The sequence below is a fragment of the Tsuneonella litorea genome, from assembly GCF_025154015.1.
GTDB classification, from domain to species: Bacteria; Pseudomonadota; Alphaproteobacteria; order Sphingomonadales; family Sphingomonadaceae; genus Tsuneonella; species Tsuneonella litorea.
Genome location: NZ_JAOAMV010000006.1, coordinates 150,953 through 172,516, shown reverse-complemented (window position 1 = coordinate 172,516; position 21,564 = coordinate 150,953). Strand labels below are relative to the sequence as shown.

Annotated in this window: 20 protein-coding genes and 1 tRNA gene; 10 read left to right on the top strand and 11 right to left on the bottom strand. The window is 69.1% G+C overall.

Translation table 11 applies throughout. The annotated features are described in order from the left end of the window. Nucleotides 1–32: 32 nt before the first annotated feature. Nucleotides 33–509: a hypothetical protein gene (locus N0B51_RS12890; RefSeq protein ID WP_259962878.1), complete on the bottom strand. Its 477-nt coding sequence runs from the start codon at nucleotides 507–509 to the stop codon at nucleotides 33–35. A gap of 325 nt (nucleotides 510–834) precedes the next feature. Between N0B51_RS12890 and N0B51_RS12885 the strand changes: the two genes are divergently transcribed. Both N0B51_RS12885 and N0B51_RS12880 read left to right on the top strand, forming a co-directional pair. Then, nucleotides 835–908 (top strand) — tRNA-Gly (locus tag N0B51_RS12885). A 77-nt stretch (nucleotides 909–985) separates the two neighbouring features. Further along, nucleotides 986–1,942 (top strand): alpha/beta fold hydrolase, encoded by a 957-nt coding sequence (locus tag N0B51_RS12880; RefSeq protein ID WP_259962876.1) that lies wholly within the window; start codon nucleotides 986–988, stop codon nucleotides 1,940–1,942. Here the strand turns inward: N0B51_RS12880 and N0B51_RS12875 are convergent. Next, nucleotides 1,939–2,811, bottom strand: coding sequence for an ROK family protein (locus N0B51_RS12875; protein WP_259962875.1), 873 nt, complete (start codon nucleotides 2,809–2,811; stop codon nucleotides 1,939–1,941). The genes N0B51_RS12880 and N0B51_RS12875 overlap by 4 nt on opposite strands. 1 nt (nucleotide 2,812) lies before the next feature. Beyond that, a complete protein-coding gene (locus N0B51_RS12870) occupies nucleotides 2,813–3,607 on the bottom strand; it encodes an SDR family oxidoreductase (protein ID WP_259962873.1) in 795 nt (264 codons plus the stop codon). Nucleotides 3,608–3,698: 91 nt separating this feature from the next. On the opposite strand from N0B51_RS12870, the gene N0B51_RS12865 reads away from it, so the two are divergent. The 5 genes from N0B51_RS12865 (at nucleotide 3,699) to N0B51_RS12845 (ending at nucleotide 7,283) form a co-directional block, all read left to right on the top strand. After that, a complete protein-coding gene (locus N0B51_RS12865; RefSeq protein ID WP_259962870.1) occupies nucleotides 3,699–5,003 on the top strand; it encodes an alkaline phosphatase PhoX in 1,305 nt (434 codons plus the stop codon). 19 nt (nucleotides 5,004–5,022) lie between these two features. Further along, nucleotides 5,023–5,583, top strand: a complete 561-nt coding sequence (locus N0B51_RS12860; RefSeq protein WP_259962868.1) for a hypothetical protein — start codon at nucleotides 5,023–5,025, stop codon at nucleotides 5,581–5,583. A gap of 89 nt (nucleotides 5,584–5,672) precedes the next feature. Then, a complete protein-coding gene (locus tag N0B51_RS12855) occupies nucleotides 5,673–6,134 on the top strand; it encodes a Dps family protein (RefSeq protein WP_259962866.1) in 462 nt (153 codons plus the stop codon). Nucleotides 6,135–6,204: 70 nt separating this feature from the next. Beyond that, nucleotides 6,205–6,825 (top strand): 6-phosphogluconolactonase, encoded by a 621-nt coding sequence (locus N0B51_RS12850; RefSeq protein ID WP_259962864.1) that lies wholly within the window; start codon nucleotides 6,205–6,207, stop codon nucleotides 6,823–6,825. After that, nucleotides 6,813–7,283 carry an NUDIX domain-containing protein gene (locus tag N0B51_RS12845; protein ID WP_259962862.1) on the top strand — a complete coding sequence of 157 codons (471 nt, stop codon included), beginning with the start codon at nucleotides 6,813–6,815 and terminating at the stop codon, nucleotides 7,281–7,283. The genes N0B51_RS12850 and N0B51_RS12845 overlap by 13 nt, the downstream gene beginning before the upstream one ends. On the opposite strand, the gene dinB is transcribed toward N0B51_RS12845, so the two are convergent. Beyond that, nucleotides 7,280–8,398: a DNA polymerase IV gene (gene dinB, locus N0B51_RS12840; RefSeq protein WP_259962860.1), complete on the bottom strand. Its 1,119-nt coding sequence runs from the start codon at nucleotides 8,396–8,398 to the stop codon at nucleotides 7,280–7,282. The genes N0B51_RS12845 and dinB overlap by 4 nt on opposite strands. Before the next feature lie 9 nt (nucleotides 8,399–8,407). After that, the gene (locus N0B51_RS12835; RefSeq protein WP_259962859.1) at nucleotides 8,408–10,021 is read right to left on the bottom strand and encodes an MFS transporter; all 1,614 of its coding nucleotides are present in this window, start codon (nucleotides 10,019–10,021) and stop codon (nucleotides 8,408–8,410) included. A 117-nt stretch (nucleotides 10,022–10,138) separates the two neighbouring features. Here N0B51_RS12835 and N0B51_RS12830 point away from each other — a divergent pair, with 117 nt between their 5' ends. Next, entirely contained in the window at nucleotides 10,139–11,419 is a 1,281-nt protein-coding gene (locus N0B51_RS12830) for a multidrug effflux MFS transporter (protein WP_259962857.1), read from the top strand. On the opposite strand, the gene N0B51_RS12825 is transcribed toward N0B51_RS12830, so the two are convergent. The 6 genes from N0B51_RS12825 to crtY are packed head-to-tail and all read right to left on the bottom strand — an operon-like array spanning nucleotide 11,416 to nucleotide 19,291. Next, complete coding sequence (locus N0B51_RS12825; protein ID WP_259962855.1) at nucleotides 11,416–12,972, bottom strand: acyl-CoA carboxylase subunit beta; 1,557 nt, start codon at nucleotides 12,970–12,972, stop codon at nucleotides 11,416–11,418. The two genes, N0B51_RS12830 and N0B51_RS12825, sit on opposite strands and share 4 nt — an antisense overlap. 55 nt (nucleotides 12,973–13,027) lie before the next feature. After that, nucleotides 13,028–14,920 carry an acetyl/propionyl/methylcrotonyl-CoA carboxylase subunit alpha gene (locus N0B51_RS12820; protein ID WP_259962854.1) on the bottom strand — a complete coding sequence of 631 codons (1,893 nt, stop codon included), beginning with the start codon at nucleotides 14,918–14,920 and terminating at the stop codon, nucleotides 13,028–13,030. 39 nt (nucleotides 14,921–14,959) lie between these two features. Continuing rightward, entirely contained in the window at nucleotides 14,960–16,003 is a 1,044-nt protein-coding gene (locus N0B51_RS12815; protein ID WP_259962889.1) for a phytoene/squalene synthase family protein, read from the bottom strand. Nucleotides 16,004–16,029: 26 nt separating this feature from the next. After that, nucleotides 16,030–16,611: an LOG family protein gene (locus N0B51_RS12810; protein ID WP_259962853.1), complete on the bottom strand. Its 582-nt coding sequence runs from the start codon at nucleotides 16,609–16,611 to the stop codon at nucleotides 16,030–16,032. Beyond that, nucleotides 16,608–18,113: a phytoene desaturase gene (locus N0B51_RS12805; protein WP_259962851.1), complete on the bottom strand. Its 1,506-nt coding sequence runs from the start codon at nucleotides 18,111–18,113 to the stop codon at nucleotides 16,608–16,610. Before N0B51_RS12805 ends, N0B51_RS12810 begins: the two co-directional genes overlap by 4 nt. Further along, entirely contained in the window at nucleotides 18,110–19,291 is a 1,182-nt protein-coding gene (gene crtY, locus N0B51_RS12800; RefSeq protein WP_259962849.1) for a lycopene beta-cyclase CrtY, read from the bottom strand. The genes N0B51_RS12805 and crtY overlap by 4 nt, the downstream gene beginning before the upstream one ends. A 158-nt stretch (nucleotides 19,292–19,449) precedes the next feature. Here crtY and N0B51_RS12795 point away from each other — a divergent pair, with 158 nt between their 5' ends. Next, nucleotides 19,450–20,316, top strand: a complete 867-nt coding sequence (locus N0B51_RS12795) for a MipA/OmpV family protein (protein ID WP_259962847.1) — start codon at nucleotides 19,450–19,452, stop codon at nucleotides 20,314–20,316. 133 nt (nucleotides 20,317–20,449) lie between these two features. Continuing rightward, complete coding sequence (locus N0B51_RS12790; protein ID WP_259962845.1) at nucleotides 20,450–21,502, top strand: PAS domain-containing sensor histidine kinase; 1,053 nt, start codon at nucleotides 20,450–20,452, stop codon at nucleotides 21,500–21,502. The last annotated feature ends 62 nt before the right edge of the window (nucleotides 21,503–21,564 follow it).

Genomic DNA, 21,564 nt, shown 5'->3' with positions numbered 1-21,564 from the left:
TTCTGATGCCGTTAGCCGATGCGCCGCAGGGTTCAAGTCGCGCACTTGCCGTATGCATATGTCGCGGGTGCTTCTCCTCCCGCCCGGTCGATCCGGGTCAGGGTGTCGCCGGTTGCCTTCAGGGTCATCGCGCGCGACCAGGTCATGCCTTCCCCCGTGAAGGCAAATTCGGCCTCGATCGAGTCGGCGCTGCGCGCACGGACCGCGCCGAGACGTCCGACCGATTCGTAAAAGGTGAGGGTGGTGGGCGACACCCGGAGCAGCCCCTTCGCATCGCCGCGCGTGCTCGTGCAGTCGGCCGGAGTGAGGCCCCACCTGCCCTGCAAGGCGGCAGGAATGCCTTGCGCCGGTTCGCCGGGCGCATCGCTCGACGATGGCGCTGGCGAAGGGGGCGGGGCGGGTGACGGCGGCGTGGCCCCATCGCCAATCCCCTGGTCGGGTTCCACCGGTATGGCGTCCTGTGACGCCTCGCCCTCGGCCGGTTGCCGGTCGCAGGCGGCAAGCGCCAATGGCAGGATGGAAAGAAGGCAAAGGGTGCGCAACGGTCGTCTCCGGCTCTCGCATCTGGGTGCATCGGCAACGAACGGGTTTGCAACAAGGTCCGGCGACCCGGCGCAAAAAAAGCGGGCGGCCTTCCGCAATGGGAAAGCCGCCCAGTCAGAAGGTTACCCTTCGGGTCGCGGAGGCCCGGATAGCCGCAGGTTCGCTATGAGGGGATAGCCATTTGTATAGTTGGAAGGTTTTTTCTCAAGCCGCCCGGCCGCAATGCCGATTGACCGGCCGCGCCCCTCCACGCTAATGCGCGCCGCCCGGTTCCGCTTCGTGCGGGCCCAGGCGGGTATGATGTAATGGTAGCCTGTCAGCTTCCCAAGCTGAACGCGCGGGTTCGATTCCCGCTACCCGCTCCAGCCTTTCTATCGTCATTCCGTTCCTTTCGATCTTGGCAATCGCGCCGGGTGCGGCAATGGTGGCGGTTTGCAACCGGATGGGTGACCGATTGACCGACATCGCGACGCAGGACGCCACGTACGACGGGACCTTGCTGGGCCGCTTCGAAGGCGAAAGGCCACCCGCTGCCGATTGGTTCACGCAGGCGCTGGAGCAGGAACCCGAGCGTTCGCACTTCGATGTCGACGGTGCAGCAATCGAACTGCTGACCTGGGGCGCGGTCGGCAAGCCCGGCCTGCTGTTCCTCCACGGCAATGCCGCGCACGCCGACTGGTGGAGCTTCATCGCCCCCCATTTCGCCGACGATTACCGGTGCGCGGCGATATCGTGGTCGGGCATGGGCGGGTCGCAGTGGCGCGACCGCTACGCCATACCCACCTTTGCCAAGGAAGCCATGCGCGCGATCGAGGTGGCGCAACTGGCGGCATCGGGCGCGCGCCCGGTAATCGTCGCGCATTCGTTCGGCGGCTTTCCGACGCTTTACCTCGGCTCGCAGCACCCCGACGCGATCGCGGGCGCGATCCTGGTCGATTCGGCCCCGCCGCGCGCGGAAGGCGGGCCGCCGCCCCGGCTCGCGCAGGGCCGCGATGCGCACAACCGCTATCCCACGCTCGCCGCCGCGCTGCGCCGGTTCCGGCTGATGCCCGAGCAGGACGCGGCCCATCTCGAGGTCGTCGACTTCATCGCGCGCGGGGGCCTTCACGAAGTCCCTGAAAGCGAGGCCGCGCGCGGCGGGTGGACCTGGCGCTTCGATCCGCGGTTCTGGGAGAATTTCCACCGCGGATCGCTCGCGGCGCGTCCGACGGTCCCGATGGGGGTGATCTACGGCGCCGATTCGCAACTGTTCCCCGACGGCCGTCTCGAAACGCTGCTCGACCTTCTCGCGGACTGCCGTTTCGTGACCCGGATCGAGGGCGCCGGGCACCATATCATGGTCGACAAGCCGCTCGAGATGATCGCGGCGATCCGCGAAGGATTGCCGAAGCTCGCCTAGAGCGCCCGCCGGCCCAGCTCGATCGCGCCGACGATCCCCGCGTCGTCGCCCAGCGCGGGGGTGACGATCCGCTCGTCGAGGTTGCCGTCCCAGCCGGCGATGTAACCTGCGAGCGCCTCGCGCGTGGCTTCGCGCAGCGCGTCGATCAGGCCGGCGCCCTTCATCACGCCGCCGCCGAAGATCATGCGGTCGGGGCGGTGGAGCAGCACGAGGCTGGCGGCAAGCTGGGCAAGATAGCGCGCGACGCGGCCAATCTCGGCGACGCTTGCCTGCCCGAGATCGTGACCCCAGCGTTCGAGGATCGCGGGACCGCTGGCGAGCCCCTCGAGACAGTCGCCGTGAAAGGGGCACACCCCCAGCCAGTCGTCGCCGCGGGCGCGCTTCACCGCGATGTGGCCCGCCTCGTAGTGCGATTCGCCCGCCAGCGGGACGCCGGCGGACAGCACGCCGGTGCCGATGCCCGTGCCCACGGTCGTGTACGCGAGCGTTCCCGCGCCGCGTCCCGCGCCCGCCAGCCACTCGCCGAGCGCGGCCGCGTTGACGTCGGTATCGAGCGCGATCGGCACGCCGAACCGGCCGAGCGCCTCGGGCCAGCTCACCCCGCTCCAGCCGGGCTTGGGCGTGGTGGTGAAACGGCCCCAGTCCGGCGAGGCGCGATCGAGGTCGAGCGGGCCGAAGCTGCCGACGCCCAGCGCGCCGAGCGGTCCGTGCCGCTTCGCCGCGGCGCCGATCCACGCCGCCGCCTTCGCCAGCGTGATCGCAGGACGGCCGGTCTCGATCCGCTCGCGCTCGAGAATCGAGCCGTCCGCGTCCGCCAGCGCGAGGACGAACTTCGTGCCGCCCGCCTCGATCGCCCCGATCGTGGTCATGTCACCTGGGCGGCATCCGGATACCGCCGTCGAGCCGGAACTGGTGGGCGTTGAGGTAGCCGTTGCGGGCGATCTCGAGCACGAGCGAGGCGAACTCTTCGGGTTCGCCGAGCCGCTTGGGGAAGGGCACGCTGGCGTTGAGCTGGTTCCACATGGCCGGATTGCGGTCCTTCATCCCGAGCATCAGCGGGGTGGCGAAGATGCCCGGCATGATCGCGTTCACCCGGATGCCGAGGTCCATCAGATCGCGCGCCATCGGCAGGACCAGGCCGTTCACCCCCGCCTTGCAGCTGCCGTAGATCACCTGGCCGATCTGCCCGTCCTGCGCCGCGACGCTGGCGGTGAGGATGATCGCGCCGCGCTCGCCGTCGTCGTTCAGCGGTTCGGCGTTCGCCATGCCGAGCGCGGAAAGCGAGGCGACGCGGTAGCTCGACACGAGAATGCCTTCGGCGCCGAAGGCATAGTCCTCGGTCGAGAGGCGCTTGTAGCCGCCGCTTTCCTTGTCCCAGCCGATCGTCTTGCCGCGGCGGCTGGTCATCGCGCAGTGGACGGTCACGCGCTCCTGGCCGTGTGCCGCGCGCGCCTTGTCGAATCCCGCCTGGACCGATTCCTCGTTGGTGATGTCGACGTGACAGAACAGGCCGCCGATGTCTTCCGCGTGCGCTTCGCCGGCCTCGTCGTTCACGTCAAAGATCGCCACCTTGAAACCGGCCTCCGCCAGCGCGGTGGCGCTCGCCCTGCCGAGACCGGACGCGCCGCCCGTCACCACTGCTGCCAGGCCGGGTTCGAGTTTCATTGTCGCGCTCTCCGTCAAGAATGGGCTGTCATCGCCGTCGCATCACGCTATCGCAGCGCGGAAGGCGAAACGCCAATAGGGAAAGTTCACGATGACCATGCCGATGCACCGCCGCCGCTTCCTGAGCGCCACGGCAAGCGCTTTCGCCGCGCTCGCCGCGAGTGGCTGTTCGACGATGGGTTCGCGCGGGGGGCGGATCGGCTATGGCGGGCTGGTGCCCGATCCGGCGGGGTTCATCGACCTGCCGCAGGGGTTTTCCTATCGCGTGATATCGCAGCTGGGCGAGACGATGAGCGAAGGGTTCACCGTCCCCGACGCGGCCGACGGAATGGGCTGTTTCGACCTGCCCGGCGGCAAGATCGCTCTCGTCCGCAATCACGAATGCATCCCCGGCATCCACGAAGGCGGCGGGGTGATGGGGCCGGCCTACGATACCTTCGGCAAGAGCCTCGTCCCGCTGCCGGGCGGGACCACCACGCTGGTGCTCGACGCGGACACGCTGGCGGTCGAACGGCAGTACCGCTCGCTCGCCGGGACGATCCGCAACTGCGCGGGCGGGACGACCCCGTGGGGCAGCTGGCTGACCTGCGAGGAATCGGTGGTGAAGGCCGACGGCAAGATCAACAAGGACCACGGCTGGGTGTTCGAGGTGCCCGCGACCGCGCCCGGCCTCGTCGATCCGGTGCCGCTGACCGCGATGGGCCGCTTCAACCACGAGGCGGCCTGCGTCGATCCGCGAACCGGTATCGTCTACATGACCGAGGACCGCGACGACAGCCTTCTCTACCGCTTCATTCCCAAGGTCCGCGGGCGTCTGGCCGAAGGCGGCAGGCTCCAGGCGCTTGCGCTGTCTGACGGGGTTCGCGACACCCGCAACTGGGGCGGGATTGCGTTCGCCCCGCTGTCCAGCCACCCGGTGAGCTGGATCGATCTCGACCAGGTGGAGTCGCCGAATGACGACCTGCGCAAGCGCGGCGCGGCGATGGGCGCGGCGCTGTTCGCGCGCGGCGAGGGCATCCACATGGGCGAGGGAGAACTGTATTTCTGCTGCACGAGCGGCGGCACCGCCAAGCTCGGCCAGGTCTTCCGGCTCGACGTCTCGGGCGACCAGTCGCTGCACCTGTTCTTCGAATCGACCAGTCCCGACCAGTTCAACTACGGCGACAACCTGACGATCGCGCCGTGGGGGGACCTGATCGTGTGCGAAGACCAGTACACCGACCCCGTCGACAACTACCTGCGCGGCATCGCCCCGTCGGGCACGCCCTATCCGCTGGCGCGGCTGCGCGCGCAGACCGAGTGGGCGGGGGCTTGCTTCTCGCCCGACGGGCGGACGCTGTTCGTCAACGCCTACAGCCCGGCCAAGACGATCGCGATCACCGGCCCCTGGATCTGATCGGGGCCGCGAGCGGCTGGTGGCGGCAGCCTTTCTCCTCGCCCTCGGAATCGTGTTCGCGGTCTCGCTGGGTGCGCGCGACCAGTTGCTCGTCGCCCGGCTTGCCGAACGGCTGGGAAAAGGGGGCGGGCTGATCGTCGTCGGCGCGCTGGCGGCGACCGCCTCGGCACTGCTGATGGCGGTGGCGGGCCTCGCGCTCGCGCTGGTCCTGCCGGGGCCGGCTGCCGACATGCTCGTCGCGATCGGGTTTCTGCTCGCCGCGGTCGAACTCGCCTGGCAGCGAAACGATCGGCTCCCCGAGGAACCGACGCGTTCGCTGTTCGCCACGTTCGTGGTCCTTCTCGCGCGGCAGGTCGGCGATGCCGCGCGGTTCTGCGTCTTCGCGTTCGCGGCGGGAGGATCGGCGTGGCTCGCGGGCGCGGGCGGAGCGCTGGGAGGCACCGCCGCGCTCGCGCTCGGGATAACGCTCGGCGCCGACCTCTCGCGCTGGCCCCTGCGGGCATTACGTCTCGCGCTCGCGGTCGTGCTGTTTGTCGCGGCGATCGCGATTGGCCTGACCGCGCGCGGCATCATCGGGTAAGTCGATCAGTCAGACCGTAATTGCCGGTGAAACCGATTACTTGAGCGGCCGTTGGTCCATCGTATTCCCAATTCGACAAGGAGGGCACGATGACCCGAAGCGGCGACAATTCGACAAAGGCGCTGGTCGAGGGCCTGAACCGGACCCTTGCCGATCACTTTGCGCTGTACCTCAAGACCAAGAGTTTCCATTGGCATCTCAAGGGACCGCGCTTCCGCGACCTGCACCTGTTGTTCGACGAGCAGGCGAGCGCGATTCTCGCGGTGGCCGACCCGATGGCCGAGCGCGTTCGCAAGCTCGACGCGGGCACCCTGACCTCCATCGGGGCGGTCGCGAACGCCACGCAGATCGCCGACGAGGACAGGACCGACCTCGATGCCGAGGCGATGGTGACCGCGCTGCGCGACGACAACGCGACCCTGGTAGAGGGACTGAAGGCGCTGAAGGACGCTGCCGAGGAAGCGGGCGACAACGCCACCAGCGCTCTCGTCGACGAGTGGCAGGACCAGGCGGAGCGCCGCGTGTGGTTCCTGCGCGAGATCCTGCGATAAGGATACGAATGCACTTTCCCCGGGCCCGCCGCGCGCTTTTCCGCGGCGAGCTTTGTGCTATCGGCATGGCATGGACAACCTGACGATCGTCGAGGATGCAGACGATGCCGCGATCGCGGACTGGATCGCGCGCGAACTCGGCCAGGCGCTCGCCGCGACGCCGGGACCCGTGGCGATCACCGTTCCCGGCGGATCGACGCCGTTTCCGATCCTCGAGCGGCTCGCCGCCGCGCCGCTCGACTGGCGGCGCGTCACCGTCTGGCCGGGCGACGACCGTGTCGTGCCCGAAGACCATCCCGCGTCCAACACGGGACGCATCCGTGCGCTGATGGAGCCGGCAGGCGCCGAGGTCGTCACGCTGACGATCATGGAGGAAGTCCCGTCCTTCGCGCTCGCGTGGCTCGGCATGGGCGAGGACGGCCATGTCGCCTCGCTGTTTCCGAACACCGATCCGCGAATCGACGATCCGGCGCGCATCCGCCGGCTGACGCCCGATCCGCTCCCGCCCGAGGCGCCGTTCGACCGGGTCAGCCTGACGCTGCCCGCGCTGCTCGACAGCGATCGACTGATGTTCGTCATCCGGGGCGAGGGCAAGCGGCGCGTGTTCGACGCCGCGGTGCGCGGCGAGAACGACCTTCCCGTCGCCCGTCTGCTCGGCGCGGCGCGGCAGCCGGTCAGATGCTTCGCCTGATACCGCGACCGATCCACCGGATCGCGCTGCGCGTGGCACACGCCGTTCGGCATCGCTGGCGGCGCCTGGTGAAGCTGCCGCTCGCGGGCGTTTCGGTGATCGTCACCGACATGGAAGGGCGGGTCCTGCTCGTCCGCCACAGCTACGGCCCGGGCGGCTGGGCGCTGCCGGGAGGCGGCATGGGCAGGCGCGAGGAGCCGCTTGCCGCGGCGGCGCGCGAAGTGCACGAGGAGATCGGCTGCGTCCTGGAGTCCGGGCGCGTGCTCGACCGGATCGAAGAAACCGTATCGGGGGCGCCGCACACAGCCTGGCTGGTGGCGGGGACCACGCGCGATTACCCGGTGCCCGACCGGCGCGAGGTGATCGAGGCGCGCTTCTTTCCGCTTCATTCGCTGCCCGAGCCGCAGTCCGATCTCACCCGCAAGCGGATCGCGGCCTGGCGGGAAAGCCTGCGCTAGAGCAGGCTCAGCTGCGCCGTGTCCTTCGGCCGTTCTGCCTCGCCCGGCTGATCGAGATTCGACAGCGTCAGCCCCATCAGCCGGATCGGCAGCGGCAGCGGCAGCGCCTCGTCGAGCAGCGCGCGGGCGGTGGCGGCAAAGGTCGCCTTGTCTGAAACCGGTGCGCCCAGCGACTTCGCACGGGTGACGATCTGGAAGTCGGTGTATTTCATCTTGAGCGTCACCGTTCGCCCCCTGGCCCGGGTTCGCTCGATCGATTCCCAGACGATGTCGATGATGGTTTCCAGCGTGTCGCGCAGGGCGTTGCCGCTCGAGATGTCTTCCGAGAACGTCCGTTCGCCGCCGACCGACTTGCGGATGCGATTGGCGCGCACCGGCCGCAGGTCGATCCCCCGCGCCGCGCGGAACAGGTAGTCGGCCATGCTGCCGAAGTGCGCCCGCAGCCAGGCGAGGTCCTTCGCCGCGAGGTCGGCGCCGGTCTCTATTCCCAGCCGCGCCATCTTCTCCGCGCCCTTCGGGCCGACGCCGTGAAATCGCCGGACGGTCAGCGACTGGACGAAGGCCGCGCCCTCGCCGGGGCGGATCACGCACAGGCCGTCGGGCTTGTTCTGGTCGCTGGCGAGCTTGGCGAGGAACTTGTTGTAGCTGACCCCCGCGCTGGCGGTCAGCCGGGTTTCCTCGCGGATCCGGCGGCGGATTTCCTCGGCGATCAGCGTCGCGCTGCCGATGCCTTTCAGGTCGTCGGTCACGTCGAGGTAGGCTTCGTCCAGGCTCAGCGGCTCGACGTGCGGTGTGTAATCGCGGAAGATCGCGCGGATCTGGGCCGACACCTCCTTGTAGACCTCGAACCGGTGGCGGACGAAGATGAGGTCCGGGCATAGCCGCCTGGCGGTGACCGAGGGCATCGCGCTGCGCACGCCGAACTTCCGCGCTTCGTAGCTGGCCGCCGCCACGACCCCGCGCCCGCCCGAGCCGCCCACCGCGACGGGCTTGCCGCGCAGCTCGGGGTGATCGCGCTGCTCGCAGCTGGCAAAGAACGCGTCCATGTCGACGTGGATGATCTTGCGCAGGCCCTGCGGGGCCTCGTCGCCATCATCGTCATCGTCGCGGGTCATCGACCCCGTCTAGGACGCGGCGGGCGATTCCTCCACATGGTCGATCCGCCTGCGGAAGGTTTCGGGAAGGAACAGCAGGCCCACCACCAGCGTCAGCGCCGCCACCCCGATTGGGTACCACAGGCCCGCGTATATATTCCCGGTGGCGGCGACCATCGCGAAGGCGATCGTCGGCAGGAAGCCGCCGAACCAGCCGTTGCCGATGTGGTAGGGAAGGCTCATCGCGGTGTAGCGGATGCGCGCCGGAAACAGCTCGACCAGCAGCGCCGCGATCGGGCCGTAGACCATCGTCACCAGCAGCACGAGGACCGTGAGGATGGCGACCACGAGAGGGGTGTTCACCTCGGCCGGATCGGCCTTGGCCGGATAGCCTGCCGCTGTCGCCGCGGCGATCAGAACCTCCGGTTTGCTCCCGGGCCGCACCTCGAACTGCCGTTCGCCGATCGAAACGACGGCGCGATCGCCAAGTGCGCTGGCCGCGTTCGCGTAAGGCACGCCGGCCTTCGCCAGGGCCGACTTCGCGACGTCGCAGCCCGTCGTGTCGAAACGGGTCCTGCCGATCGGGTCGAACTGGACCGAACAGCTCGCGGGATCGGCCCTGACCGTGACCGGTGCCCGCGCGCTCGCCGCTGCCAGCGCCGGGTTCGCCGCGCTCGTCAACGCGCCGAACAGCGGGAAATACAGCACGACGGCAAGGGCGCACCCGGCCATCACGATCGGCTTGCGGCCGATCCTGTCGCTGAGCCAGCCGAAGACGATGAAGAACGGCGTCCCGATCGCGAGCGCAAGGGCGATCAGCACGTTTGCGGTCGCGCCGTCGACCTTGAGGATCTTTTCGAGGTAGAACAGCGCGTAGAACTGGCCGGTGTACCAGACGACCGCCTGTCCGGCGACCGCCCCCAGCAACGCGACGAGCACCCACTTGAGGTTTGCCCAGCGCCCGAACGCCTCGGACAGCGGCGCCTTCGAAGTGGCGCCTTCGTCCTTCATCGCCTGGTAGACCGGGCTCTCGGCGAGCTGGAGGCGGATCCACAGCGAGACGCCGAGCAGGATCGCGGAGATCAGGAACGGCACCCGCCAACCCCAGTCGGCGAAGGCTTCCTCGCCCATCGCGGTCCTCAGGCCGATCACGACCAGCAGCGCGGCGAACAGGCCGAGTGTCGCGGTCGTCTGGATGAAGCTGGTGAACAGCCCGCGCTTTCCCTCGGGCGCGTGCTCGGCAACGTAGGTCGCCGCGCCCCCGTATTCGCCGCCGAGCGCGAGCCCCTGGATCAGCCGCAGCAGCACCAGCAGCAAGGGCGCTGCGACCCCGATGCTGGCGTAGGACGGCAAGAGGCCGACGGCGAATGTCGCCGCGCCCATCAGCCCCATCGTCACGAGAAACGTGTACTTGCGCCCGACGAGGTCGCCGACCCGGCCGAAAACGAGTGCGCCGAACGGCCGCACGGCGAATCCGGCAGCAAACGCGCCCAGCGCCAAGATGAAGCCGGTCGTCTCGTTCACGCCCGAGAAGAACTGGGCCGAGATGATCGTCGCAAGCAGGCCGTAGAGGTAGAAATCGTACCATTCGAACACCGTGCCGAGCGACGATGCCACGATCACCTTGGTGTGGTTGCGATCCACCGCGTTTCCTCCCCCCTTGAACAGCGTCACTGATGCTCGGCCAACCCTGTGCGTGTCAAATCTGCGCTAGGCGGAAATTCGCTTTGTTTCGTGCGCCGCAACAGGCATGGGCCCCGGATGCCGACCGCCGCCCCAACCGCGATCCATGCCAGCGACGGATCATCCCGCACGATCCGGCGCGGCGAGTTCGTCGCGCTGATGGCGGCGGTGATGAGCCTAGGCGCGCTGGCGATCGACGGGATGCTGCCGGCGCTCGACGAGATCGCCGCGACCTTCGGCATCGACGATCCCAATCGCCGCCAGCTCGTCGTCGGCGTCTATCTCCTGGCCGCCGGGGTGGGATCGCTCGTTCCGGGAAGCTTTGCCGACCGTTTCGGCCGGCGCCGCGTGCTGTTCGTCGCCTTCGCTTTCTATGTCGGCATCTCGCTGCTCTGCGCGGTCGCGCCGAGTTACGACGCGCTGCTGGTCCTGCGGGCGGTACAGGGGGTTGGCGTGGCCGGGCTCGGCGTCATTCCCGCGGCGGTCATCCGCGACCGGTTCGAGGGCGACGCGATGGCGCGGCTGATGAGCACGATCTTCATCGTCTTCATGGTCGTGCCGGTGCTCGCGCCGACGTTCGGGCAGATGATCCTGCATGTCGCGGACTGGCCGTTCGTGTTCGTCGGAATGGCTGCGCTCGCCGCGGTAGTATGGGCGTGGACATGGGCGCGGCTGCCGGAAACCCTTGCCGCGGAAGACCGTCAGCCGCTCGACTTTCGCAGCGTTGCGCACAATCTCCCGCTCACTTTTCGCACGCGCGTGGCGATCGGCTACGTGCTTGGCAGCGGGCTCACCTTCGGGGCGATGTTCGGCTACATCAACAGCGCGCAGCAGCTCGTCGGCGAGCACTTCGGCGCGGGCGACGACTTTCCGTTCATCTTCGGTGCGACCGCCTCGACGCTCGCGGTGTCGAGCTTTGCCAACAGCCGCATCGTCGAACGCTTCGGCGCGCGGCGGGTGAGCCATACCGCGCTGGTGACGTTCATCGTCATATCCGCGGCGCAGGTCTGGGCCGCGCTCTATCATGGCAAGAGCCTGGAACTGTTCGTGCCGCTGATGGCGGGCAACCTGTGCCTGCTGGGTTTCATGGGCGCCAACTTCGGCTCGATCGCGATGCAGCCGTTCCAGGCCACCGCGGGTGCCGCGTCGAGCGCGCAAAGCTTCATCCGGATGTCGCTGGGGGCGTTGCTGGGGATCGCCATCGGCCAGCTCTACGACGGGACTGCGCGCCCGCTCGCGTTCGCTCTGCTGGCGTGCAGCCTGCTCAGCCTTGCGCTCGTGCTGTTCAGCGAACGCGGCGTGCTGTTCCGGCGGCCGCGCGACGCGCGCAAGTATCTCGCGATGCACGAGATCCACTAGCGGTCCGCCGACAGCCTCCGCCACGCGAGGCCGGCGAATTCGCAGAGCAGCGGCCGGGTATCGCGCGGGTCGACGATGTCCTCGACGTTGAACCGCTCGGCGCTGCGGAAGGGCGAGGTGACCCTGGCGAGCCGGCCGCGGATCGCCTCGAGTTCGGCTGCCGGGTCTTCGGCCGCCTCGATCTCGGACTTGTAGGCAACCTCGAGCCCGCCCGCGATCGGCAGGCTTCCCCAGTCGCCCGAGGGCCAGCAATAGCGGTACTGGTAGCGGTCGGCGTTACTCATCGCGCTGCCTGCGATGCCGTAGGCGCGGCGCATGACCACCGACGCCAGCGGCACGGTCGCCCGGTACACCGCGTTCATCGCCTGTACGCCGTAGCGGATCGTGCCCGCCATTTCGGCCTCGCGGCCGATCATGAAGCCGGGGTTGTCGACGAGGTGCACGATCGGCAGGCGGAACAGGTCGGCGAGCTTGACCCAGCGTTCGACCTTCTCGCTGGTCTTCGCGTCCCACGACCCGCCGAGGAAGCTGGGATCGCTCGCGAGCACCATGACCGGCCAGCCGTCGAGCCGGGCCAGCGCGGTGATGCACGCGCGGCCCCACATCCGTCCGATCTCGAACACGGTGCCGGAATCGAACACCAGGTCGAGCGCGCGGCGCATCGAATAGACCTGCTTTTCCCCCCGCGGGACGAGCGACAGCAGCGCCTCCTCGCGGCGGTCGGCGGGGTCGCCGGTATCGATCCGGCGCGCGGGCTGGCCGACGTATTCGGGCATGAACGAGAGGAAATGGCGCGCGCGGGCGAAGGCTTCCGCCTCGCTCGCGACCTCGTCGTCGACCACGCCGTTGCGGGTGTGGATGGCGCTGCCGCCGAGCGCTTCCTTGGCCGCTTCGTGATCCTGCGAGGCATCGTCCTTCCACGCCTCGCCCAGCGCGTCGACGACCGCGGGACCGGCGGCGAAGATCTGCGACAGCCCGCGCACCATGACCGAATAATGGCTCGCCACGATCCGCGCCGCGCCGAGCCCCGCCGTGGGTCCGAGCGCGAGCGCGACCACGGGCACTGTGTCCAAGTTTTCGACGACGTCGCCCCAGGTGTGTACCGCGGGGATGTAGGTCGCGCCGATCATCTCCAGCGTCTTGACCGAGCCGCCGCCGCCGGTCCCGTCGATCATGCGGATCAGCGGCATTTTCAGTTCGTGCGCCATCTTTTCGGCCTGCACCATCTTGCGGCCGATCCCCGCGTCCGCCGCGCCGCCGCGGATGGTGAAGTCGTCCGCCGTGGCAACGACCGGGCGCCCGTCGATCGTCGCCTTGCCGAACAGGAACGGGGCGGGAAGGACCCCGGTAAGCTCGCCGTTCTCGTCGTACGAACCCTTGCCGGCGATCTTGCCGATCTCGCGGAAGGACCCCGGATCGACCAGGGCCGCGAGCCGTGCGCGCGCGTCCATCTTCCCGCGACCGTGCTGCCGCGCGACCTTGTCCGGCCCGCCCATCCGTTCGGCCAGCGCTTCGCGCCGGCGCAGTTCCTCGAGTTCCCTGGCCCAGGTCATTCAGGCGTCTCTCCCTCGGTCACACGCTTGCAAGGAGGAGAGGGAAAGGAAAGCGCTAATCCGCGTGTCGCTCGACAACCGCGAGCAGCGCCTCGACCTGGACCTGGCTGCCAACGGTCACCGACAGTTCTTCAACGGTCCCGGCGAACGGTGCGGTGAGCGCGTGCTCCATCTTCATCGCCTCGAGCACCATGAGCCGCTGGCCCGCATCGACGGTATCGCCCTGCGCCACGTCGACCGCGATCACCTTGCCCGGCATGGGCGCGAGGATATCGCCGTCGTGGGCCGAGGCGTGGCCGCCGTCGAACCGGGGCAGGGTGAACAGGAACGGCTGCGCGTTGCGCCAGGCCAGCGCGCCCTCCTCGACGCGCGCGGCGAAGCCCGTTGCGTCGATGCATTCTTCCAGGTTCACGCGCCGCGCCTCGCCGTGATGCTGGACGGTGATCTGCGGGTGCTCCGGCGCGTTCAGCCGGAACCCCGCGGCGGCTGCCCACGGTCCAGCGCCCGGTTCCTCCGCGGCGGAGAAAAAGGGCGCGAAAAGCGCCAGCGCCGCGACCTTCCATTCGTTGGGGCCGGCCTCTTCCACCGTGGTCAATTCGTCCCCGCGATCGGCGATCAGGCCAGTCGTCATCGTCCCGTCCCGGAATGCCGGATCGTTGAGGCAGGCGAGCAGGAAAGCCGCATTGGTCCGCACCGGCCACACGCGCAGGGCGAACAGTCCCGTTGCCAGCGAGAGCATTGCCTCCTCGCGGTCGTCTCCGCGCGCGACGAGCTTGGCGATCATCGGGTCGTAGAACGGGCTGACCGCATCGCCCTGCTTGACCCCGGTTTCGACGCGCAGGACATGATCGGGCAGCTCGAGCAGGTCGAGGTCGCCGGTCGAGGGCAGGAAGCCGCTGACCGGGTCCTCGGCATAGAGCCGCGCTTCCATCGCCCAGCCGGTAATGGCGAGGTCTTCCTGTTGCAGCGGCAACGGTTCGCCGCTCGCCACGCGGAGCTGCCATTCGACGAGGTCGACCCCGGTGATCTCCTCGGTCACCGGGTGTTCGACCTGGAGGCGAGTGTTCATTTCCATGAAGAAGATGCGGTCGGCGCGCAGGCCTTCGCTGGCGTCGGCGATGAACTCGATCGTACCCGCGCCTTCGTAGTCGACCGCCCTGGCGGCGCGGACGGCCGCGACGCAGATTTCGGCGCGGGTCGCCTCGTCCATGCCGGGGGCGGGAGCTTCCTCGATCACCTTCTGATGGCGGCGCTGGAGCGAGCAGTCGCGCTCGAACAGGTGGACGACATTGCCGTGGCTGTCGCCGAACACCTGCACCTCGATGTGGCGGGGCGAATTGATCCACTTTTCGAGCAGGACCTGCGTGTTGCCGAAGCTTGCGGCGGCCTCGCGCCGGCACGATTGCAGCGCGGCCTCGAAGTCCTCTGCCGCATCGACCTTGCGCATCCCCTTGCCGCCGCCACCCGCGACCGCCTTGATCAGCACGGGATAGCCGATCGCGTCGGCTTCCTTCTTCAGGCGCTCGACCGACTGGTCCTCGCCTTCGTAGCCGGGCGTCACCGGCACCCCGGCGGCGCGCATGAGCTTCTTGGCCGCGTCCTTGAGGCCCATCGCCTCGATGCTTTCCGGTTTCGGCCCGACCCAGATCAGGCCGGCATCGATCACGGCGCGTGCGAAGGCGGCGTTCTCGGACAGGAAGCCGTAGCCCGGATGGATCGCCTCCGCCCCCGTCTGTTTCGCGGCGGCGATGATCTTCTCGCCGACGAGATAGCTTTCGGTGGCGGGCGAGGGGCCGATATGCACCGCCTCGTCGGCCTGGCGCACGTGGAGGGCTTTGGCATCGGCGTCGGAATGGACCGCGACCGTCGTGATGCCCAATTCGCGCGCGGTGCGCATGATCCGGCAGGCGATCTCGCCGCGGTTGGCGATCAGGAGCTTTCGTATCATCGGCAACCGGTTAGGCGCGGACGATGCCGGCGGCAAGCGTCAGGCGTCCGGCAGGGGGTCCATCGGCGGCGGCGGAATCGGCTGGCTCATCCGCACGTCGATGAGGATCGTCGAACGGTTCCACAGCGGCGGCTCGCCCGGATCCTCGGGCCGGTTGCGCAAGGCTTCCCAGAACGCCGCGCTCACATGGCGCAGCTTCTCCGCCCGGCCGATCACCACGCGGTTGTCCCAGGCATGGGTCCCGCGTTCGCGCACCCGCCGACCGATCGCGCCGTAGATGCGCGCGGCGGCAAGCACCGCCCAGCGGCTGCGGAACGGCAGGCGCGCCGCACCGAGCCGGGCCCAGGCTTCGTGCCGCTCCATTCGCCGGATCAGCCGGGCGACGATGTCGGCGAGTTCCTGCCGGTGGTGCGGGTGCATGACCATGCCGGGCTCGATGTCCTCCTCGACCATCCATTCGACGGGCAGGTAGCGGCGGTCGGCCCGGTCGTCCTCGGCGACGTCGCGGGCGATGTTGGCAAGCTGGAAGGCGATGCCGAGGTCGCACGCCCGGTCGAGCATCCACCCGTCGTCCCGCGCCACGCCCATGACGATCGCCATCATCACGCCGACCGCGCCCGCGACGTGGTAGCAATAGCGCGCAAGGTCCGCCTCGCTCCGCGGCCGCCAGTCGGTCGCGTCGAGCTCGAAACCCATGATGACGTCCTCGGCCATCTCGCGGGTGAGCCCGCATTCGCGCGCGACGAGGCCGAAGGCGTCGAACGCCGGGTCGGCGGTGGGCAGGCCCTGGAACGCGCGCTCGGTCAGCAGGCGGATTGCGGTGATGCGCTTTTCGGCGCCCGACTGGTCGCCGAGCTCGCCCCCGTGGTCCTGCGCGTCGGCAAGGTCGTCGCAGCGGCGGCACCAGGCGTAGAGCAGCCAGACCCGCTCGCGCGTCGCGCGGTCGAACAGGCGGCTGGCGAGCGAAAAGCTCTTCGATCCGCGCGCGATCGATTCCTCGGCCTCGTCGACAAGGTCCCACCGCTCGCGACCGCCCCCGGCCTGCGCGGGCGTGGTGCGCAAAATGCGCGAAGGCGCCAGCATCCGGGGAACGATGCGGCGCGGTTTCCTCACAGGTCGCTTGCCTTCATCGCGAAGATCGGCGTGTGCGGCTGGTAGGCGGCCATCTTGTCGAGCAGCCCGTCGAGGCTCTCGTCGGCGATGATGATGCCCTGGTGCGCGGGGCGCACGAAGCCCACCTCGGCCATGTGGCGGTTGAACGCGATCAGGTGGTCGAAGAACCCGAAGGCGTTGAGCAGGCCGACCGGCTTGGTGTGGTAGCCGAGCTGCGCCCAGCTCACCGCCTCCCACAGTTCGTCCATCGTTCCCACGCCGCCCGGAATAGTGACGAAACCGTCAGACAGGTCGGTGAAACGCTGCTTGCGTTCGTGCATCCCCGTCACGGTGCACAGCTCGGTGCATTCGTGGTTGGCCACCTCGGAATTGGCGAGCGCATGGGGGATAACCCCGATGACCTCGCCGCCCGCTTCGAGCGCCCCGGCGGCCACCGCGCCCATCAGGCCAAGGCGGCCACCCCCATAGACGACCCCGATGCCGCGCTCGGCAAGAGCGCGTCCGACATCGCGCGCGAGCGCGATGTAGCGGGTATCGGCGGGGCTTGCGGACCCGCAGTAGACGGCAAGGCGATTCACTCGGACAGGTCCTCCAGCATGAGCCTCGCGGTCGCCTTGGCGCTGCCGACGACGCCGGGAATGCCCGCGCCGGGGTGCGTGCCTGCGCCCACGAGGTAGAAATTGTCGATCACGTCGTCGCGGTTGTGGCCGCGGAAATAGGCGCTTTGGGTCAGGATCGGTTCCAGCGAAAACGCGCTGCCCATGTGCGCGTTCAGGTCGAGCGCGAAGTCGCGCGGGGCGTAATGGAACTTGGTCACGATCCGTTCGTGGATGTCGGGGATCAGCCGCCGCCCGACTTCGTCGAGAATGCGCCTTTCCAGCATCGGGCCGATCTGTTCCCAGTCGACCGCCAGCTTGCCCATGTGGGCGACCGGCACGAGCGCGTAGAACGTGCTCATGCCAGGGGGGGCCATCGACGGATCGGTGACCGTCGGGTGGTGGAGGTAGATCGAGAAGTCCTGCGGCAGCACGCCGTGCTCGTAGATGTCGTCGAGCAGGCCCTTGTAGCGCGGCCCGAACAGGATCGCGTGGTGGGGGATGCCCGGCCAGGTGCCCTCGAGCCCGAAATGGACCACGAACAGCGAAGGGCTGTAGCGCTTGCGGGCAAGCGATTTCGCCTGGTCGGCGCCGCGCTTGGTCCGGCCCAGCAGGTCCCGATACGAATGCATGATGTCGGCGTTGCTGGCGACCGCGTGGAAGCGTGACCGCCAGCCGCTCGCGGTCTCGACCTCGGTCGCGACGGTGCCGATGGTGTGGACGCGGGTGACCGGGTCGCCGAGCCGGATCGTGCCGCCGAGCCGTTCGAAATGGCGCACCATCGCGGCGACCAGCCGGTTTGTCCCGCCGCGTGCCCACCACACGCCGCCGTCCTTCTCCAGCTTGTGGATCAGCGCGTAGATCGCGCTCGTGGTCATCGGGTTGCCGCCGACGAGCAGCGTGTGGAACGACAGCGCCTCGCGCAGCTTCTCGCTCTTCACGTAGCTCGAGACGATCGAATAGACGCTGCGCCAGGCCTGGTACTTGGCGAGCGCGGGAGCGGCCTTGATCATGCTCGCGAAGTCGAGGAACGGCACGTGGCCGAGCTTGACGTAGCCTTCCTCGAACACGCCCGCCGAATAGCGCAGGAAATCCTCATATCCCGCAAGGTCGCCGGGCGCCACGCGGTCGATCTCGGCGCGCAAGGACGCCTCGTCGTTCGAATAGTCGAAATTCGTCCCGTCGGGCCAGTTCAGGCGGTAGAACGGCATGACCGGCATCAGTTCGACGTCTTCGGCCATGTCGTGGCCCGACAGGTTCCACAGCTCCTTCAGGCAGTCGGGATCGGTGATCACGGTGGGGCCGGCGTCGAATGTGAAGGTGCCGCCTTCGGCCGGACGCTCCCAGAAATAGGCCCGCCCGCCGGGCTTGTCGCGCGCCTCCACGACGGTCGTCTTCACGCCCGCAGACTGCAGCCGGATGGCAAGCGCCAGCCCGCCGAAGCCGGAGCCGATCACGCAGGCGGTTTTCGTCTCGAAGGTCATGCGGCGCGTTTCTCCAGCGGCGGGCCGTGGGTGCCGAGCGCGCGGATCGCGCCCAGCACAGGGACGGGGGGCCTGCCGCACAGCATACGGACGCGGTCGGCCCGGGTCAGGCGGGCGGCATAGAACCGTTCGACGAGCGGTTGCGGCAGGCGATAGACCAGCGCGAAGGCGCGGTAGCGGTCCACCGGCGCCCCGGCGCCGAACATCATCCGGCCCAGTCGGCGGTAGAACGCGGTCCGGCGCCAGTGGGCGCGGGCCCGCGCCTCGACCAGCGCGGCCAGCTGCGGGCCGGCGAGGTCGTGCTCGGCAGCGATCGCCAGCGCGGTTTCGACGGCGAACGGCAGGGTATAGCTCGTCAGCGGATGAACGAACCCGCCGCGCGCACCGACGACCGCGACGCCATCGGTGCGGTGCGCCGCCTGGAATGCGGCGAAATCCCCTCCGGTGATCACCGGCAGAACGCCGGTCTCGAAGTCGATCGGTTCGCCGGCCCAGCCGCGCTGTCCGCAATAGCGGTCGATCCGTGCCGAAAGCGCCGAACGGTCGAGCGCGGGGCTCTCGTCGTAGTAGGTGTCCTCGACGAACAGCTCGTCCCCGCCCAGCGGCAGGGTATAGACGAAGCGGCACGAGCCGTGCTGCTCGACATCTGCGTCCATCACCGTCGGCCGCGCGAGGCCGTGCGGGGCTGCGGTGCGAAGCCGGCGGCCGAGGAACACCTGCCAGCCGCCTTCGAGGTGGGGCGCATCCGCTATGCCGCGGGCGTCGATCACGCATCGCGCCTCGATCCGGGTCCCGTCGCCAAGGGCCACTCCGCGGGCATCGACCGCGGCGACCTGGCAGCGGTTGCGGATCGTGCCGGCCGGAAGCAGCCGTTGCAGCGCCGCGTCGAAATCGGTCGAGGCGAGTGAGTTGTATCCGGTCCCCATCGTCCGCCCGAACCCGGGGAAGCGCACGTCGTAGCCGCTCCACCTCGTTGTGCGGAACGCTGACAGCAGGGCGGCCCCTTCGTCGGGCAAGTCCGAGGAGAACCAGCTCCAGCGGTGGTTGCCGCCCAAAGTGGCGCCGCCCTCGATCAGGGCCAGGCGCAGCTCCGGCCGTGCCCGGTGGAGCGCAAGCGCCACCAGACCGCCAGCCAGGCCGCCGCCGGCAATCGCAACATCGATCATGCGCCCGTTCATTGGGGCCAAGCCCTAAGGCGCATCGGCGGCCGGGGCAATTGCCCTTCGGGGCACGTCGGGGGCAAATGCAGCCCGGCAATCGTCCCCCGTCCCGCGCCGCCAGGGAACGAGGCCTCCGGTGCGCGAGTTGTGATTGTCGAAAAAGGGGAAAAGTTTCGATGAACCATGCCTTGTCCGGCGCCGCTGCCGCACTGCTGCTCGCTGCGCCGGCTTTCGCGCAGGAGGAACCGGCATCGGCCGGACGCGCCGATCGCCCGGCGGCGGGCGACACGGTCTACGACGATACCTGGCTCTCGGTCGGGTTGGGGATCGGCTACGGGCCGAGCTACGACGGGTCGGACGATTACGTGTTCTTTCCCGCGCCGCTGATCCAGGGCCGGGTCGCCGGGATCGGCCTGCAGCCGCGCCCGGCGGGCATCGCGCTCGACCTTGTTCCGGACCCCGATGCGGGGATCGGCCTCACCCTCGGTCCGGTCGCCAGGCTGCGCTCCAACCGCAATCGCCAGATCAAGGACCCCGTGGTCGCGGCCGCGGGCAAGCTGAAAAAGGCGATCGAGGTCGGCGGACATGCGGGCGTCAGCGTGCCACGCGTACTCAATCCCTACGATTCGCTTTCGTTCGGGGTGGACGCGCTGTGGGACGTCAACGGCGCGCACGGCGGGATGACCGTGACGCCCAGCGTTACCTACTTCACCCCGCTCAGCCGGGGAGCGGCCGCCTCCCTGTCGCTTTCGGCCGAACGCGGCGACGGTGATTTCATGCGCTATTACTATTCGGTCACGCCCGCGCAGAGCGCGGCGAGCGGGCTGCCGCAATTCGCCGCCGGCAGCGGCTGGACCAAGGCGGGCGCGACCGTGCTGTTGGGCATCGATTTCGATGGCGATCTTGCCAACGGTGGGCTTGCGGCGGTGCTGGTGGGAGGCCATTCGCGGATGCTCGGCGATGCAAAGGACAGTCCCTACACGGCGATCCGGGGCAGCACCGGCCAGTGGTTCGCCGCCGCCGGGATCGGTTACACGTTCTAAAAGCCCGCGAGCGGGCGATCGACGGCAAGGAGCAATCCCCTAGTAGGGGGAGCTACCGACCCGGCGATTAGCGCAAGCGCAATTCGATCGGGTGCAAGGCGGAGGGAATGGCATCCGACTTCGCCCCGACCGCGTGAGCCAGCGCGCCGCCTCGACCGACCCCGCGGTCGCAGCCGGCTGGCTGACCGCGATCGACCGTTCGCAATTCGTGCTCGAACTCGAACCGGACGGTACGATCGTGCGCGCCAACGCGCTGCTGTGCGCGGCGCTCGGGCATGACGAGACCGAACTGATCGGGCGCCGGCACCGCGACCTGTTCGTGCCTGGCGTGCCGGTCCACGCATCTGCCGGAGAGCCGCACCGCACCATTGCCTATCGCGCCAAGGACGGCCGGCAGGTCGTGGTCCGGGCCAGCGCGATCCCGATTGTCGGTGACGACGGTCGGCCGGTGCGCCTGCTGCTCATCGGCGTCGATGTCAGCGATCGCGGCGTCCTGCGGGACGTGCTTGCCGACCGGGACCGGCGTTCCTCCCGCCAAGATCGCCCGGGTCCGGCCTGCGACCGTTCCGGGGCTCGGGCCGGCGCGGCCGCCGTGCTCGCCGCGCGGATCGATCCGTCCGGCCGCAGCAAGGCGCTTGCGGCGTTCGAAGGGGCGCGGACAATGCTCGACCTGCTCGAAGGGGCGCTCGCCGAACCGACAGTCGAGCCTGGCGGGGACGACGCCGCACTGACCCCTGTCGCGATCGCCGCCCATGTCGGCGCGTGCGCCGGCGCGATGCGCCCGGCAGCCGAGGACAAGGGCCTCGTCCTGCGCTGCGAGATCGATCCCGATCTGCCGGACCTCGTCGAATGCGACCCCTTGCGACTTCGGCAAGTCGTGCTCCACCTGATCGGCAACGCGGTCCGGTTTACCGAGAAGGGGTGGATTTCGGTCTGCGCCGAACCCGCCTGGGACGACCCGGGCACGCTTGCCATTTCGGTCGCCGATACGGGAACGGGGATGGACCCTGGAGCCGGAGGCGGCCTCGGGCTCGCGGTCAGCGCCGAGATCGCCCGGCAGATGGGCGGTACGCTGACGCATTCGAGCGAGCGCGGTCGCGGCACGCGCGCGGAGCTGCGCGTTCCCTTGCGGCCATCCGGAGGAGCGAAGGGCCGGCGGACGGGCAGTTTCCGGCTGCCCGATTGACGCGCTGACGGGGCCGGCACCGATCCCGGCACCTGAAAAACGCACCCTCCCGCTTGGCCGGC